The sequence below is a fragment of the Carboxylicivirga mesophila genome (genome assembly GCF_018271975.1).
GTDB lineage: Bacteria > Bacteroidota > Bacteroidia > Bacteroidales > Marinilabiliaceae > Carboxylicivirga > Carboxylicivirga mesophila.
This window is the reverse complement of the sequence record NZ_JAGUCN010000001.1, coordinates 242,850-258,386: the sequence shown is the minus strand read 5'-3', so window position 1 is coordinate 258,386 and position 15,537 is coordinate 242,850. Positions and strand designations below refer to the sequence as shown.

Here is a 15,537-nt window from a genome sequence, read left to right as displayed (position 1 = left end):
AGTTTTTAAGCAAACTATTAATTCGTCCTTATTCACTAATTTCACCACCGCTTAACAAAACGCACAAGCTACATGGCAGCTAAAAAACCAACATATAAAAAAAAGTCGACCACAAAGAGAAGTGCAAAACCCAATAAAAAGGCTCTAAAAAACAGTAGCTTTAAAAAGCGCTTACTAGTCTTTGGCCTTAAAGCAACGGGAATTGGCACCGCTGCCTTCTTTATCTTCTGCCTGTTTGTGTATTTGGGTTTCTTTGGTGCCTTACCTTCCGAGAAAGAGCTATCAAAAATACAGAACCATTCCGCATCTGAGGTCTACTCCATTGATGAAAAACTGATGGGCCGTTACTACATTGAGCACCGTCTGACCATAGATAACGATGAAGTATCACCCTATATAAAAGAAGCTCTTGTTGCTACCGAGGATAGCCGTTTTTTCGAGCATAATGGCCTTGATTTTATCAGCCTGGGTCGTGTAGTTGTGCGCTCCATTATATTTGGCGATCGCGCACAGGGTGGTGGAAGTACCATCAGTCAGCAATTGGCAAAAAACCTGTATCCGCGTATGCATTTAGGGTTTCTCACGCTACCGGTTGGAAAGACAAAAGAGATATTTACAGCAGCCCGCCTTGAGAAAATATATTCGAAAGATGAGATACTGATGCTATATCTGAATACTGTGCCTTTTGGTGAAGACATTTACGGCATAGAGGTGGCCTCTCAGCGCTTCTTTGGCAAGAAGTCACTTCATCTGAATCCTGCCGAAGCAGCCACCCTCGTAGGTATGCTGGCAGCCAATACAGCTTATAACCCCCGCCTTAACCCAGAGCGCAGTTTTGATCGACGCAATATTGTGCTGAAACGCATGAAAGAGCATGGTTCCATTTCGGAGAACGAATACCTGAAGTGGAGCCAGAGTAAGATTGAACTGAACTACAAAAGAATTGATCACAACACAGGTATTGCTCCCTATTTCAGAGAGAAAATACGTGTACAGGCACAAGATATACTGGAAGACAAGTATGGTGATGAGTACGACATATACTCCGATGGGCTAAAGATATTTACCACTATAGACGCACAGCTTCAGCTATATGCCGAACAGGCTGTAGCCCAACAAATGACTCGCCTGCAGGATGAATTTAACCGGCATTGGAAAGGACAAACACCTTGGGCCAGACACCCGCAGGTATATACCAATGCACTGCGTCAGTCGCGCCGCTATCAGAAGATGAAAGATGCCGGGCACAGCGATGAGGCTATTTTTAAAGCCATGGAAAAATCGGTGCCCATGACCATTTACACCCATGCCGGAGAGAAAAAGGTGAATATGAGCCCTGTTGATTCCGTCAAACATTACCTGATGCTGCTAAACACTGGTTTTGTAGCTATGAACCCGCGAAATGGTCATGTGTTAACCTGGGTAGGTGGTATCGATCACAAAACGTTCCAGTACGACCATGTCACCTCTCGTCGACCTGTAGGCTCTACCTTCAAACCGATAGTATATGCGGCTGCTTTGCAAGATGGTATGTCTCCTTGTGACTTTATCTCCAACGAACAGGTAGTGTATGAGGATTACGACGATTGGTCACCCGCCAATAGCAACGGGCAACACAATGGCTTCTTCTCTGTAAAAGGAGGACTGGCCAACTCTGTTAACACGGTTAGTGCCAAGTTAATTACACAAATTGGCGTTAATAAGGTGATTAATATGGCGGAAGATATGCGTATTGAAGAAGACATTCCCAATTATCCGTCAATAGCACTTGGCACAGCCGAACTTTCGCTGCTTAATATGGTATCGGCCTACACCACTTTCCCGAACTATGGCAGGCCGGTTGAACCTGTTATGCTGTTGCGCATAGAAGACAGAGATGGGAATGTACTGTATGAAAATGAAGGTAATATTCCGGGCGACGAAGTTTACGACGATGACGTAGCCTATTTTATGGTTGAGATGATGCGCGGCGTTGTTGAGCGGGGTACAGCCAGTTCTTTGAGAAATATTTTCCATCTGAAAAGTGAACTCGCTGGTAAGACAGGAACAACACAAGACAATTCTGATGGCTGGTTTATTGGCTATACACCAAACATTGTTGCAGGTGCCTGGGTGGGCAACGATCAACCATCAATACGCTTTCGTTCCACTGCATTGGGAAGCGGCGGACATATGGCTTTACCAATTTTTGCCCGTTTTATGCAACGTTTAGAGAAAGACCGAAGTCGCTATCAATATCACAAAGGCTCGTTTTATGTAGTGCCCGCACGCCTGCAAAAACAACTCATGTGCGACGATTTCTCAGAGCAAGATCCTGATACCAACTTCTTCGATAGCCTGTTCGACAGTTTTAGCCGACCAGACTCTGTTAAGCTAAAAAGGCAGGAGGAACGAAAAGCACAAAGGGAAGAGCGTAAAAAGACCGACCACAAAAGTGTGTTACAAAAGATGAAGGACCTATTTAAAAAGAAATAAAAAGAGGTGTCTGCACCCCGGACACCTCTTGCATATCGTCATCAGCTTATAGTTTTAACAAAACAATCGGCTCTTTGCAATAATCAATTGCATAAACTCAGTTCTTTCAGATTTCTTACTCTTCTGAATCCAGTTCGGTTTTCAGGTCGGTGGTAAACTGACGGATTTGTTGCTCATTCTCTTTAGGGCAAATCAAAAGTGAACTATCTGACTGCACGATGATGTAACCCTCTAAGCCCTGGATAACCCCCACCTTATCTTTGGGTAAATGCACTATACTATCTTTTGTGTCATATAGCAGCACCTTACCGCTCAGCACAGCATTGTTTGCCGAATTATGAGCCGAATTCTCATGTAACGAAGTCCAGGTTCCCAAATCAGACCAACCAAAATCAACTATTTGTACATATACATTATTGGCTTTCTCCATCACGCCATAGTCAATAGAAATATTCCGACAATCAACATAGGTATCAAACAAGGCTTTCTCCTCCTTTTCGGTGCCAATATATGGGTAAAAGGTATCGAACAATACAGCCACTTCTCGCAGATGCTTATGAAAAGCATTCTCTATACTAGCAAGTGACCAGATAAATATCCCTGAGTTCCAGAAGAACTCACCACTTTCCACCAATATCCTGGCCATCTCCAGATTAGGTTTCTCAGTAAAAGTTTTCACCCTGTTGAAGCCATCAGGCAAACCTTTGGCTGAGCCAACCTGAACATAACCATAGGCTGTTTCAGGACGGTTTGGTTTCAAACCCAATGTTAACAAGACATTCTTCTCTTCAACAAACTGCAAGCCATTAGTAATATTTGTCCTGAACAACTCTTCATTCATTATCAAATGATCCGATGGGGTCACTACCACCTTTGCTTCGGGATTCTTCTTTTTAATCATTGCATTGGCCAATGCAACACATGGGGCCGTATTCCGCCGCATCGGTTCTGCCAACACCTGATCAGCCTTTAATTCGGGCAATTGGTCAAGTACCATCTGTTTATAATCCAGGTTGGTTACCACCAAAATATTTTCGATGGGACAAAGTGGCTTAAAACGCTCAAAGGTCTGCTGAAGAAGCGATTTACCTGTTCCAAGAATGTCTAAAAACTGTTTGGGAGTTTGGGTAGTGCTGAGCGGCCAGAATCTTCGACCAACACCTCCTGCCATTATCACGCAGTATGTATCGTTACTCATGGATGTGTTTATTTAATAATACTCTAGTCGTATTCTTTCTTGAGTTGATGGAATATTATTACTTTTATCTCTCTAAATTACGGACTATTTTCCATACCACCATGAGAATGTTTTACCACCTTGGCCGTTACGCTATCTTTTTAAAAAAAGTATTTGGAAAACCAGAAAAGCACTCTGTTTTTATCAAACAGATTGTTCGCGAAATAGATAAGCTGGGCATCGACTCTCTGGGCATTGTGATGATTATTTCGGCATTTATGGGGGCTGTTATCACCTTACAAACTGCTTATAATATCGATTTGCCAATCATCCCCAAATACACTGTAGGATTAGCCGCCCGCGACTCGATCTTACTGGAGTTCTCATCTACTATTGTAGGATTAATATTGGCCGGCAAAGTTGGTTCAAACATTGCCTCTGAGATTGGCACCATGCGGGTTACCGAACAAATAGATGCCCTGGAAATTATGGGCATTAACCCGGCCGGCTACCTGATATTACCTAAGGTGGTGGCCTTTGTATTTATTATTCCTGCTTTAACGGTTATCAGTATGGGCGTTGGGATTACAGGTGGATATCTGGCCGGTTCACTTACTGGTGAGGTCCCCGGCCCCGACTATATATATGGTATTCAATTTGCTTTCCAACCGTTTTACATTGTTTATGCTCTTATTAAATCAGTTGTATTTGCATTTATAATCGCCACCATATCGGCCTACTGGGGCTACCATGTGCAAGGTGGCGCACTTGAAGTAGGTAAAGCCAGTACAAAGGCCGTAGTTGCCAGCAGTGTTCAGATTCTGCTGTTTAACCTCATCTTAACACAACTTTTATTGGCATGATTGAAGCAATTGACATACACAAATCATTTGACGACAAAGAGGTACTTAAAGGTATATCTACCAAATTTGAAAAAGGGAAAACTAACCTGATAATTGGCCAGAGCGGTTCAGGAAAAACCGTATTACTCAAATCGCTGGTTGGATTACATGATATTACTTCAGGTGATATCAGGTACGATGATAACAGTTTTCTATCCATGGACAACGCCAGTAAGAAAAGGCTGCGTCAGGACATCGGGATGCTGTTTCAGGGGTCAGCCCTGTTTGATTCACTTACGGTGGAAGAAAACGTACGCTTCCCGCTTGATATGTTTACCAATTGGAGCCTTGAGAAAAAAAGGGAACGAGCCAACTTCTGCATCAATCGGGTAAAGCTCGAGAACGCCAATCATAAGTTCCCTTCAGAGATAAGTGGCGGTATGCAGAAACGTGTAGCTATTGCCCGTGCCATAGCATTGAATCCCAAATATCTGTTTTGTGACGAGCCTAACTCCGGCCTCGATCCGCGTACTTCAATTGTAATTGATGAACTGATTCATGAGATTACAAAGGAGTTTGATATGACCACCATTGTGAATACCCATGATATGAACTCGGTGATGGGAATTGGTGAAAACATCATTTTTATATATGAAGGACGTAAACTTTGGGAAGGCACAAAAGATGATATTTTCCATGTACAGAATAAAGAACTGGAAGATTTTATTTTCGCTTCGAAACTCTTTAAGAAAATAAGAGAAAACAATGGTTAAGGCTTCAGTACTGAAACCTTAACCATAAGTGCTACTACTTTTTTAGCTCATATTGCATATCGTATTTAAGAGGATGGGCCTGACTCGCCTCGGTATTAAGCGGCTTAACATTGACCTCTCTGGCTGATTTTAAAACAGCTCCCTGCGGAGTAACACCAGTAATTTCTTTTAAAGCCACCGCGAGAAAATCTTCTTTAACATCTCCCAAAGGAAAAATCTCCTGCCCCAGAAAGGCTACTTTAAAGTCTTTCTTTGGTACATCAGGTATTAATCCCTGTGTGTAATCAATGGAGTTATCAATATTCTCGGCTCGCATGACTATTGGTTGTATGGCCCAATTATGCTTCTCATCAGGGTCAGAAATAGTAATGGACCCATAGTATTTACCATGGGTTTGCTCTCCAATCTGGATGACCTCATCAAGATGTGGCGCTAGTGCATAAATCACCATTTCACTGGCCGAGGCTGTTTTGTAGGTGGTTAGCACATACATCTTAGATAAATTAAGATTGTTAACGTTCTGCTGTAATCGGTCAATATTAAAATCATCACCATATTCACCCTGCAAATAGCTGGTCAGTGCCGGGTTATAGGTTGTTCGTAACAACACCTCTCCGGCCTTACCCGAAGGCGCTATCATACTACTCATTAAGATAGCCGATGATACTGCGCCTCCACTATTGTAACGTAAATCGAGCACTAAGTTATCAACGCCCTGTGCTTTAAATTCTGCAAACACAGCCTCTAAGTCATCATTGTAATCATCAATAAAAGATGTATAAACGAGGTAACCGATTTTATGCCCCTCATACTCTATCACATCTGAATACAATATAGGATTACTCTGCCATACTACAGCTTCAATATTTAACGAAGGTGACTTTTCAGTGATTGTTAAGTCGCTATTTAATGTACCCAGGGTGAGTTTAAAATTATCACGGTATATCAAATCCTGATAGTTCTGATCGGTAATCACTTTATCATCTATCTTATAGAAGATGTCACCGCGCTTTAAGCCCGCTATAGCTCCAGGTGAACCTGGCTCAACATATTCTATAAAACCAATCACATCATTTGGGTTGTTCTCATCCCTGTAATATAGCCGAAAACCATAGCCAGTGGATTTACTCACTCCTCCTAACATGTCAATTAGTCCTTGATAGTCATCAGTAAGAAAAGACCATCTATCTTCGGCTCGATACGTGCACTTCTCAAACAAGTCGTATGTATCTGGCTCACGTTTATAATCAATATTTGGTATTTTATCCTCCCAATAGTAGTAGGCTTTCATATGCTCATAAACAAATCCATTAATATTCTGCACTTCAACAGGTACAGGGTTGGGATCAGGCTTGGGTGCATCATCATCACTACATGAGAAAAAGTTGAGTGATAGTACTGCAAATAAAGCAACAATGGTAAATCTCAGGTTTTTCATCTGATTAGATTTATTTCTTTTATAAGGTTGAAGACCTAAATAAAGTTCATTCATCATGATATCTGCAAAAATGAATAACTAAATTTGGATAGAAGTTTCAGGCTTCTCATCTTAAAACTAAAAAAATATCGTTTATTATTACCCATACAACTAAATAAATATTTGGAACAGAACCATAAATACTACATTATCTGGCCGCTTGATCAGCCCACATTACCTTCCGGAAAAGCAGCTGCGAAACAGGTTGATTTCGTCAACCTTATTCGAAATAAAGCACCTCACCTGCTGATCCCTGAAAAGCGAAGCCTGTCAAACACAAGCCTGTCAATGGTCAGTCTGCTCATTAGCAAAAAGGAATATCCTTTTAAGAATGGACAACAAGCCCATACCAAAGGCAGTGTTGTATGGACTGATTATGCCATCTATTTTTGGCAGCTTGTACTTTATCTGCTAAAAACACATCCCGCCATCGGGCTTGAAGAATTGTTGAGAACCTGTTTTCATGCAGATAGCCACCAACCAAACCAGCAAAGCATTGAAACATTAATGGCAACATATGGTACCCATTCTCCCATTATTGAAACAGATGAGCTGGATCGCTGGTACGATGAAATTAGCCTCACGCACCTGTCGCCCCAAAGCTACCATCAGCTATACAGATGGTTTGGCATCGAGCTAAAAGCGATTGGCTACCAGGCATTCGATCATTTTATGAATCAAAGAGATGGCATTAAAGCCTGGCAGCAGGCTATTCAGCAATACCTATCTGATATAGATAATTTACCTGATGATATCGCATCAAGCATATTTGATGACTACCTTCAAGCACTTCTGACAGAGCATTGATTAATCTTCTTTTAATTCGTTTGAACATTAAGCGATGCCACTATACCTTTGAACAAAACAAATACATCATGAATATTACCTATCAGGACATACAAGAAACAGCAGCGTTTATAAGAGCAAAAGGCATTGAAGCCCCACAGATTGGAATTATCCTCGGCACAGGCCTGGGCGGACTGGTTAAACACCTGAACATCATACAGGAAATAGACTACGCCAGCATACCTCATTTCCCGGTATCAACAGTAGAGTCACATAAAGGCAAGCTAATATATGGCGAGTTGGAAGGCAAAAAAGTACTGGCTATGCAGGGGCGATTTCACTATTACGAAGGTTACACAATGCAGCAAATAACACTTCCTGTGAGAGTGATGAAGCTATTGGGCATTCAGCAATTGCTTATCTCCAATGCTGCGGGGGCCGTCAACCTCAACTACAAAAAAGGCACATTAATGTTGTTGGATGACCACATCAACCTGCTCCCTGAAAATCCCCTGACCGGTAAAAACATCAACGAATTAGGGCCCCGTTTTCCGGACATGAGCCACCCCTATGACAAGCGCATCAATGAACTGATGACAAAAGCTGCAAAAAAAGAAGATGTATTGCTCCATAAGGGCGTTTACGCATCGGTGCCGGGACCCAACCTTGAGACCAGGGCAGAATACCGCTACATCAAGATTATTGGAGGCGATGCGGTTGGTATGTCTACTGTACCGGAAGTAATAGTTGCCAACCACATGAATCTGCCTTGTGCTGCGGTATCGGTACTGACCGATGAATGTGATCCGGATAACCTGCATCCGGTAAGTTTAAAGGAAATACTGGATGTTGCAGCAGAAGCCGAGAAGGGACTGGTTAAGCTGTTTAAATCAGTTATTAAACAACTATAAACTAAAAAAGGATCGCATCTTTATTAACATGTTGCCAATAAAGATGCGATCCTAATATTTTAAAGCTATAAAAGACTACTTATTCTGAATAGCCATAATCCGACTAATATATTTTCCAAGTATATCAAACTCAATATTGATGGTTGAACCAACTTCAATCTGGTGGAAGTTGGTAAATTCGTGCGTATAAGGAATAATTGCTACCGAGAACTGGTCATCCTTACTATTAACAACTGTTAAGCTAACTCCATTAACGGTAACCGAGCCTTTTTCAACAGTCATATAACCCTGTGCCGCTTTCTCTTTATCAATCACATATTGGAAAGTATAATACCAGCTGCCATCGGCTTCTTTCACCTCAATACATTTAGCAGTCTGATCAACATGCCCCTGAACAATGTGTCCATCCAGACGTCCGTTCATAATCATGCTACGCTCCAGGTTTACCTTATCACCAATTTTCAGCAGTCCAAGGTTCGATTTCTCCAAGGTCTCTTTAATAGCAGTTACAGTGTAGGTTTTACCTTCCTTTTTAACCACAGTCAGGCACACCCCATTATGTGCAATACTCTGGTCAATCTTAAGCTCATCAGTGAATGAGCACTCCAATGTTAAATGAAGATTTCCTTTATCTTGCTCTAAGCCTACCACAACAGCGGCTTCTTCAACAATACCTGAAAACATTTTAAAGCTCTTTTTGTTAGAAACTATCTGATTATCTGAACCGCTAAAATACAGATATTATTCGTATTTTTCGGGGCATGATAAGTAAATCAGCAATGACAATCATCAACCTTTAATACTGAAGCAATCATGACCACTATAAAAACAAAATACCTGGGCGGCCTGCGCACCGAAAATATACACCTTCAGTCAGGAGCAAAAATTATTACCGATGCGCCTTGCGACAATCGTGGCAAAGGGCAGTCATTCTCCCCGACGGATATGCTTGCAACGGCCCTGGGAAATTGTATTTTAACCATTATGGGCATTAAGGCCATGGACAATGACATTGATATTGAAGGAACCGAGTTAGATATTACCAAAGTTATGGCAGAGAATCCCCGACGGGTGGCAGAAGTTGTGATGGAATTCCGATTTCCACAGAAAGGTTACAGCGAGGAGCAAAAAGCGCTTATTGAGAGTGTGGCAGGCACTAGCCCCGTTCCACTTAGCGTACACCCTGACCTAAAACAAACCATCCGATTTATTTGGTAAACACACACTATGATACTTGTTACCGGTGGCACAGGCCTTGTTGGCGCACATTTACTTCATACACTCACTAAGGAAGGCAATAAGGTTCGGGCTATATACCGTTCTGAGCAATCTCTGGATTATGTGAGAGAACTATTCAGGTTTTACAACAACAAGCAATTACATCTTATACAATGGATTGAGGCCGATTTACTGGATTACTTCTCATTGCTGGATGCTTTAAAAGGCATTGATAAAGTATTTCACTGTGCAGCCATGGTGTCGTTTAAGCCAAGTGACAGGATGGCTATGTTTACGGCTAATGTCGACGGAACAGCCAACCTGGTTAACGCTTCCATTGAATGTGGAGTTGAACGCTTTTGTCATGTCAGTTCAATAGCCACACTAGGCAAAACACAAAACGGTCAACAGATAGATGAAACTACTTTTTGGCAGAATGACGATAACCACTCTGTATACTCGCAAAGCAAATTCAGGGCTGAGATGGAAGTATGGCGTGGCACAAAGGAAGGACTGAAGGCACTTGTGGTAAATCCATCAGTTATACTTGGCCCGTGCCCAGGCGATAAAAGTTCTGGTCAGCTCATTCATACCTTAAGTAAAAACATGCTATTCTACACCGGTGGAGGTTCAGGGTTTGTTGATGTACGGGATGTAACCAAGGCTATGGTAACTCTTGCTGAGTCAGAGGTGGTCAATGAACGTTTCATCATCAACGGTGAGAACCTGAGCTACAAAGAATTGATGACAACAGCAGCCGAGGTATTTGGGGTAAAGGCCCCGAGCATTAAAGCTAACCGATGGCTAACAGGGATTGCCTGGCGCTGGGAACGACTACAATACATGCTTTTTCGCAGAGCTCCTAAAATGACCAAAGAAACGGCGCGCACATCACAAAACCAGTCAAAGTACTCAATCAGTAAGCTGCAAGAGGTTTCACCAATGGCTTTTTTATCCATCAAAGAAGCCCTGGAGAATGCGAAGGCTTATCAGAGTTAATTGAATATATGTTAATTATAATTTTAAACTACTTGTAAACCTGTCTTTTCATGGTACGTCTTTTTACATTTGAAGATGCACGGGACCTATTACTAAAGGGTAAACAAAGAGGTTATCGTTTTCTTTTATCAAAGCTTTCATTCTCGGGAACATCACGAACCATATCAGCCTTTGATAAATCGGCTCAATTCAGTTCAAACTGGTGGGATATACCATATATTCAAAAGCACTGGAATAAAAGAATTTCAGGAAACGAAACTCAGGGGTATGAAGCCTACTTTGTAAACTCAGTACTGGGTAAACGATCAAATCTTAAGCTACTTTCTATTGGCAGCGGTAGTTGTGAACATGAGATAAGATTTGCAGGCTACAGAAATTTTAAGATGATAACATGTGTTGACTTATCTCCTTTTAATATTGAACTTGCACAAAAAAAAGCATCGAAGAAAAACCTTACAAATATTGAGTTTATTTGTGCCAATCTAGCTAATCTTGATTTGTCTAAAAAGCAATTCGATATTGTAATGTTCAATGCTTCGCTCCATCATTTTAAAAAGGTCGATTCTTTATTGAGCAATACAATACTCCCACTTTTGCCACAGGATGGTATTCTTTTGATAAATGAATTTGTTGGGGCCAATAGGCTACAATTCCCCAGGGAGCAAATAAAGACGATAAACCAGGCAATAAAATTAATCCCTAAAAGATTAAGACGAAGACTTAATACTTCACTTTACAAAAATAGCTTTTCAGGTTCTGGGCTTGTAAGAATGTATATAGCCGATCCATCAGAATGTGTAGATTCATACAATATAATGCCTGCAATTCATAAGCATTTTAAAGTATTAGATGAACGACCATATGGTGGCAATATACTTATGAGTGCACTCAAAGATATTGCTCATAACTTTATTGAAGAAAGTGATGAAACTAAATCAGTTTTAGACAAACTGATTGCCGTGGAGGATGATTATCTAAAAAAGCATCCATCTGATTTCGTTTTCGGTGTATATCAAAAAAAGTAAACAAAGACTAACCTCTATCACAAGAAAAAGGTTAGTCAATCCTAAAAATATTTTACACCCTGCTTACCAGCTCCTTAATAACTTTTGTCATTTTAGGTTCTGCTGCTGCTGCTACCTCCTGCACTTCTTCGTGTGACACCTCCACAATCTGTCCGGGTACACCAGAGTCGGTAATAATAGAGATACCAAAACACTTCATGTCCATGTGACGAGCCACTATCACTTCAGGTACAGTAGACATACCCACCGCATCGGCACCCAGAATCCGGAACATCTTATATTCGGCTGGTGTTTCAAAGGTTGGACCTGTAGTACCTACATAAACCCCTTCTTTCAGATCAATACCATTCTCCTTTCCAATTTCAAGTGCTTCGGCAATAAACTGTTTACTGTACGGCTCACTCATATCGGGAAAGCGAGGCCCCAACTTATTATTGTTTTTACCAATAAGCGGATTGTCACCAAACATATTAATGTGATCGTTAATCACCATGATATCGCCTACCACATAATCAGGATTTAGTCCACCACTGGCATTTGAAACAAACAAAGTGTTAATACCCATTTGCTTCATAACACGAACGGGGAATGTCACCTCCTGCATGTTGTAGCCTTCGTAATAGTGAAAACGACCTTGCATAGCTAATATGGGCACATTATTAATGGTACCAAAAATAAGGCGTCCGCTGTGCCCCTCAACAGTTGATACCGGAAAGTTAGGAATATCTTCATAAGGAATTGACTTTTCAATCTCAATCTCCTGCACCAAACCGCCTAAACCGGTTCCCAGTATGATGCCAATCACAGGCTTTATATTACTCTGCGAAGCTAAGTAATCAGCTGTTATTTGAATGGTTTCTAACATAGTTGCGTATTCTATTTTCAAATTGTTTTTCTTCATTAAAAAGTATCTCCAGTTCAATGGGTACAAACCAACATTTCGCTGGCAGATTTTTTGCCAGGCCTTTCAAGCGCACTGCGTCTTTTTCGGTAGTTACCAGACCCCTTCCAGGTTGTTTAAGCTTTGTCGCTATCAGCTCAATATCTATTGTTGAAAAGTGATGATGATCGGGGTAGATCATTTTTTCAACCACCTTAAATGATTTATTGACGTGATTAAAAAAACCAGATGGCTGGGCGATACCGGCAAGAGCTACCATCTCACCGGCCGGCAAAACGGGAGACTTATCTACTTCGCCTATCATTTGTGGTTGTCCATATCGTATAGTTGTAAAAAACACCTGCTGTTCATTTGTTGCCTTTAACTTACTTAACCAATATGCTTTATCGTCTTCAGACAAATCATCAGGACATTTATTTACTACAATTATATCGGCACGCGACTGCCCTTTAGATGCTTCTCTTAAATTGCCTGCCGGAAAGGGACAATCTTTCCATAATGGCCGATTATAATCAATGACCAGAATGGAAAAGCCAGGCTTGACATAGCGATGCTGATAGGCATCATCCATCAGTACCAAATCTGTTTTGGTACCACTCAAAATAAGCTCCATGCCTTCAATACGCTTTTCTGCCACCACCACATTTATGCCTGGAAATTTCTGCATAATCTGGAACGGCTCATCACCAATTGTTTCTGCACTGCAATCTGGCTGAGCCAATATGGCACCTTTGGTTTGGCGCTTATAACCACGACTTAATAAACAAAGCTTATACTCATCATTAAGCAATCGGATGAGATACTCAGTAAGCGGTGTCTTGCCTGTTCCACCAACCGTAATATTCCCCACTGAGATAATTGGCAGCTCATAACTTTGTGAGCTAAGTACCCCGGCATCAAAAAGCTTGTTTCGCAGCGTAGTAATTCCGCCATAAACAATGCTAAAGGGATAAAGTAATTTCCGGAGCCTCATGGATACTATTCTGTTTTCGTTTTGACAAAAAAACAGGTCACCCATTGGGCAACCTGCCTCATTTAATATTTTAAATTTATTTTATTTCCAGATTATACGGTATACGCGCCTGAATCTGATAGCCATTCTTTAAATTTTCGAGCGTTTGGATATACTTATATTCATCACCCATTAACGACTTACCTACAAACATGCGGGCTTCGCCAGTCAGATCCTTCATTAGCTGTTGTATAGGATCTTCCACCTCTGGTAATTCAACCACCCTATATTCATCCAGGTCAGCAGCATCTTTAGCCAGCTCAATGGCCTTATTAATACCACCAATTTCATCCACAAGGTCAATATCCAGCGCATTAACACCACTCCACACACGTCCCTGACCAATCTCATCAATAGCTTCTTTTGTGGTATTACGACCATCGGCACATCGGCCAATAAATGTATCGTAACCTTTAACAATGTATGCCTGCAGCAACTCTTTCTCATCTTTACGGAAAGGTCTTGTGATACTTGGCATATCAGCAAACTTATTGGTTTTTACTCCATCAAAGCTAACACCCAGCTTATTGGTTAACTCTTCAGCATTTGGTATCATACCGAAAATACCTATTGAACCGGTCAGAGTAGTTGGATTAGCCACAATCTTATCAGCCGCACACGAGATATAGTAGCCTCCTGATGCTGCGTAGTTACCCATTGAAACGATGACTGGCTTAGTTTCCTGGGCTAATTTGACTTCACGCCAGATAATTTCAGAACCAAGGGCTGATCCGCCCGGAGAATTTACCCTGAATACAATTGCTTTAATGGAGCTGTCGCGACGTGCTTTACGGATAGTCTTTGACAGTTTATCGGATTTTATACCATCTGTCGAAGTGCCATCGATATCGCCTTCGGCATAGATTACAGCGATTTTCTGTCTGATAAAGCCTTTACCTTCTGAAACAAACACTTTGGCATACTTATTATTCTTAATAGCTTCAAGGTCATCTGTTTCATCAATACCCACAACTTCTTTAAGCTCGTTTAGCACCTCATCCTTATATTTTAAACCATCTATCAAACCTGATTCAATAAGCATCTCATCAGACCTGAACATCGGCATTTCATCGGCCAATGCTGATACTTTCTCTGGTGTTAACCCACGCGCTTCAGCAATACCCACTTTCACATGATTCCACATGGAGTTAATGTAAACCTCTGTCTGCAAACGTGCAGGTTCACTCATTTCTTCTAACAAAAAGGGTTCAACGGCAGACTTAAACTTGCCATGTTTAAATACTTGTATTTCAACACCTACCTTCTCCAATGCTTTCTTAAAAAACATGCGTTCGGCATACATACCCTTTAATTCCAACATACCCGATGGATTAAGGTAAATCTTGTCGGCTACAGATGCCAAGTAATAAGCCTTTTGAGTATAGATTGGTGAAAAGCTGTAGATGAACTTGCCCGATGTTTTAAAATCAATCAGTGCATTTCGTATCTCCTCAATAGTGGCATAACCAGCTTGCACCATGCCCGATTCGAGCACAATACCAGAGATATTGTCATCCCGTTTAGCTTTTTCTATATTACTAAGCAAACGGTTCAAACCTTCCGGCGTTGGCTCGCCTGTTAATGATGCAAAAGCATCGGCAAAAGGATCATCCGTTACCCGATCAACGATAGGTCCATTCAGATCCAACAGAAGAATCGTATTTTCCTTTATCTTTGTTTCTTTTTCGCCCATAGCTGCTAAGCCCGAAAGCATAGCAATAAAGAAAATGAACAGCACAAAAGCTGCGACAATACCACCCGCGAAGGTGGCAAACATGTATTTGAAAAATTTTACCATAATGATAGAATTGAGTTTAGTTGTAATTGATTCGTTCAACTGTATTTTAACAAAAGTATTAAAAATAACTTACAAATAAACCTCAAAATTTCGACGACAAATATACTAAACCGTTTGGTCGGTTTTTGTTTCTAAAACATTAA

The 15,537-nt window shown here is 41.2% G+C and carries 14 protein-coding genes; 8 read left to right on the top strand and 6 right to left on the bottom strand.

Annotated elements, in window-relative coordinates; genetic code table 11:
• The first annotated feature begins 72 nt into the window (after positions 1 to 72).
• Positions 73 to 2,475: a penicillin-binding protein 1A gene (locus KEM09_RS01105; RefSeq protein ID WP_212224030.1), complete on the top strand. Its 2,403-nt coding sequence runs from the start codon at positions 73 to 75 to the stop codon at positions 2,473 to 2,475.
• A gap of 115 nt (positions 2,476 to 2,590) precedes the next feature.
• Here KEM09_RS01105 and KEM09_RS01100 read toward each other — a convergent pair whose 3' ends face one another.
• On the bottom strand, positions 2,591 to 3,673 hold the full coding sequence (locus KEM09_RS01100) for a mannose-1-phosphate guanylyltransferase (protein ID WP_212224016.1): 1,083 nt from the start codon (positions 3,671 to 3,673) through the stop codon (positions 2,591 to 2,593).
• Between the two features lie 101 nt (positions 3,674 to 3,774).
• On the opposite strand from KEM09_RS01100, the gene KEM09_RS01095 reads away from it, so the two are divergent.
• On the top strand, positions 3,775 to 4,515 hold the full coding sequence (locus tag KEM09_RS01095; RefSeq protein ID WP_212224014.1) for an MlaE family ABC transporter permease: 741 nt from the start codon (positions 3,775 to 3,777) through the stop codon (positions 4,513 to 4,515).
• Positions 4,512 to 5,267, top strand: a complete 756-nt coding sequence (locus KEM09_RS01090) for an ABC transporter ATP-binding protein (protein WP_212224010.1) — start codon at positions 4,512 to 4,514, stop codon at positions 5,265 to 5,267. The genes KEM09_RS01095 and KEM09_RS01090 overlap by 4 nt, the downstream gene beginning before the upstream one ends.
• Before the next feature lie 34 nt (positions 5,268 to 5,301).
• On the opposite strand, the gene KEM09_RS01085 is transcribed toward KEM09_RS01090, so the two are convergent.
• The gene (locus tag KEM09_RS01085) at positions 5,302 to 6,705 is read right to left on the bottom strand and encodes a S41 family peptidase (protein ID WP_212224003.1); all 1,404 of its coding nucleotides are present in this window, start codon (positions 6,703 to 6,705) and stop codon (positions 5,302 to 5,304) included.
• Positions 6,706 to 6,867: 162 nt separating this feature from the next.
• Between KEM09_RS01085 and KEM09_RS01080 the strand changes: the two genes are divergently transcribed.
• Both KEM09_RS01080 and KEM09_RS01075 read left to right on the top strand, forming a co-directional pair.
• Positions 6,868 to 7,551 carry a hypothetical protein gene (locus KEM09_RS01080; protein WP_212224001.1) on the top strand — a complete coding sequence of 228 codons (684 nt, stop codon included), beginning with the start codon at positions 6,868 to 6,870 and terminating at the stop codon, positions 7,549 to 7,551.
• 68 nt (positions 7,552 to 7,619) lie between these two features.
• A complete protein-coding gene (locus tag KEM09_RS01075; RefSeq protein WP_212223999.1) occupies positions 7,620 to 8,441 on the top strand; it encodes a purine-nucleoside phosphorylase in 822 nt (273 codons plus the stop codon).
• Positions 8,442 to 8,516: 75 nt separating this feature from the next.
• Here the strand turns inward: KEM09_RS01075 and KEM09_RS01070 are convergent, their stop codons facing one another.
• Positions 8,517 to 9,125 carry a riboflavin synthase gene (locus tag KEM09_RS01070; protein WP_212223997.1) on the bottom strand — a complete coding sequence of 203 codons (609 nt, stop codon included), beginning with the start codon at positions 9,123 to 9,125 and terminating at the stop codon, positions 8,517 to 8,519.
• A gap of 129 nt (positions 9,126 to 9,254) precedes the next feature.
• On the opposite strand from KEM09_RS01070, the gene KEM09_RS01065 reads away from it, so the two are divergent.
• The 3 genes from KEM09_RS01065 to KEM09_RS01055 are packed head-to-tail and all read left to right on the top strand — an operon-like array spanning position 9,255 to position 11,683.
• Complete coding sequence (locus tag KEM09_RS01065) at positions 9,255 to 9,659, top strand: OsmC family protein (protein WP_244824740.1); 405 nt, start codon at positions 9,255 to 9,257, stop codon at positions 9,657 to 9,659.
• Between the two features lie 9 nt (positions 9,660 to 9,668).
• Complete coding sequence (locus KEM09_RS01060; protein WP_212223995.1) at positions 9,669 to 10,658, top strand: NAD-dependent epimerase/dehydratase family protein; 990 nt, start codon at positions 9,669 to 9,671, stop codon at positions 10,656 to 10,658.
• A 50-nt stretch (positions 10,659 to 10,708) separates the two neighbouring features.
• Positions 10,709 to 11,683 carry a class I SAM-dependent methyltransferase gene (locus KEM09_RS01055; RefSeq protein WP_212223993.1) on the top strand — a complete coding sequence of 325 codons (975 nt, stop codon included), beginning with the start codon at positions 10,709 to 10,711 and terminating at the stop codon, positions 11,681 to 11,683.
• Positions 11,684 to 11,735: 52 nt separating this feature from the next.
• On the opposite strand, the gene KEM09_RS01050 is transcribed toward KEM09_RS01055, so the two are convergent.
• From KEM09_RS01050 to sppA, 3 genes are all read right to left on the bottom strand, one after another.
• The gene (locus tag KEM09_RS01050) at positions 11,736 to 12,548 is read right to left on the bottom strand and encodes a purine-nucleoside phosphorylase (RefSeq protein WP_212223991.1); all 813 of its coding nucleotides are present in this window, start codon (positions 12,546 to 12,548) and stop codon (positions 11,736 to 11,738) included.
• A complete protein-coding gene (gene lpxK / locus KEM09_RS01045) occupies positions 12,520 to 13,557 on the bottom strand; it encodes a tetraacyldisaccharide 4'-kinase (protein WP_244824738.1) in 1,038 nt (345 codons plus the stop codon). Before lpxK ends, KEM09_RS01050 begins: the two co-directional genes overlap by 29 nt.
• Before the next feature lie 76 nt (positions 13,558 to 13,633).
• Positions 13,634 to 15,394, bottom strand: coding sequence for a signal peptide peptidase SppA (gene sppA / locus KEM09_RS01040; RefSeq protein ID WP_212223987.1), 1,761 nt, complete (start codon positions 15,392 to 15,394; stop codon positions 13,634 to 13,636).
• Positions 15,395 to 15,537 lie beyond the last annotated feature (143 nt).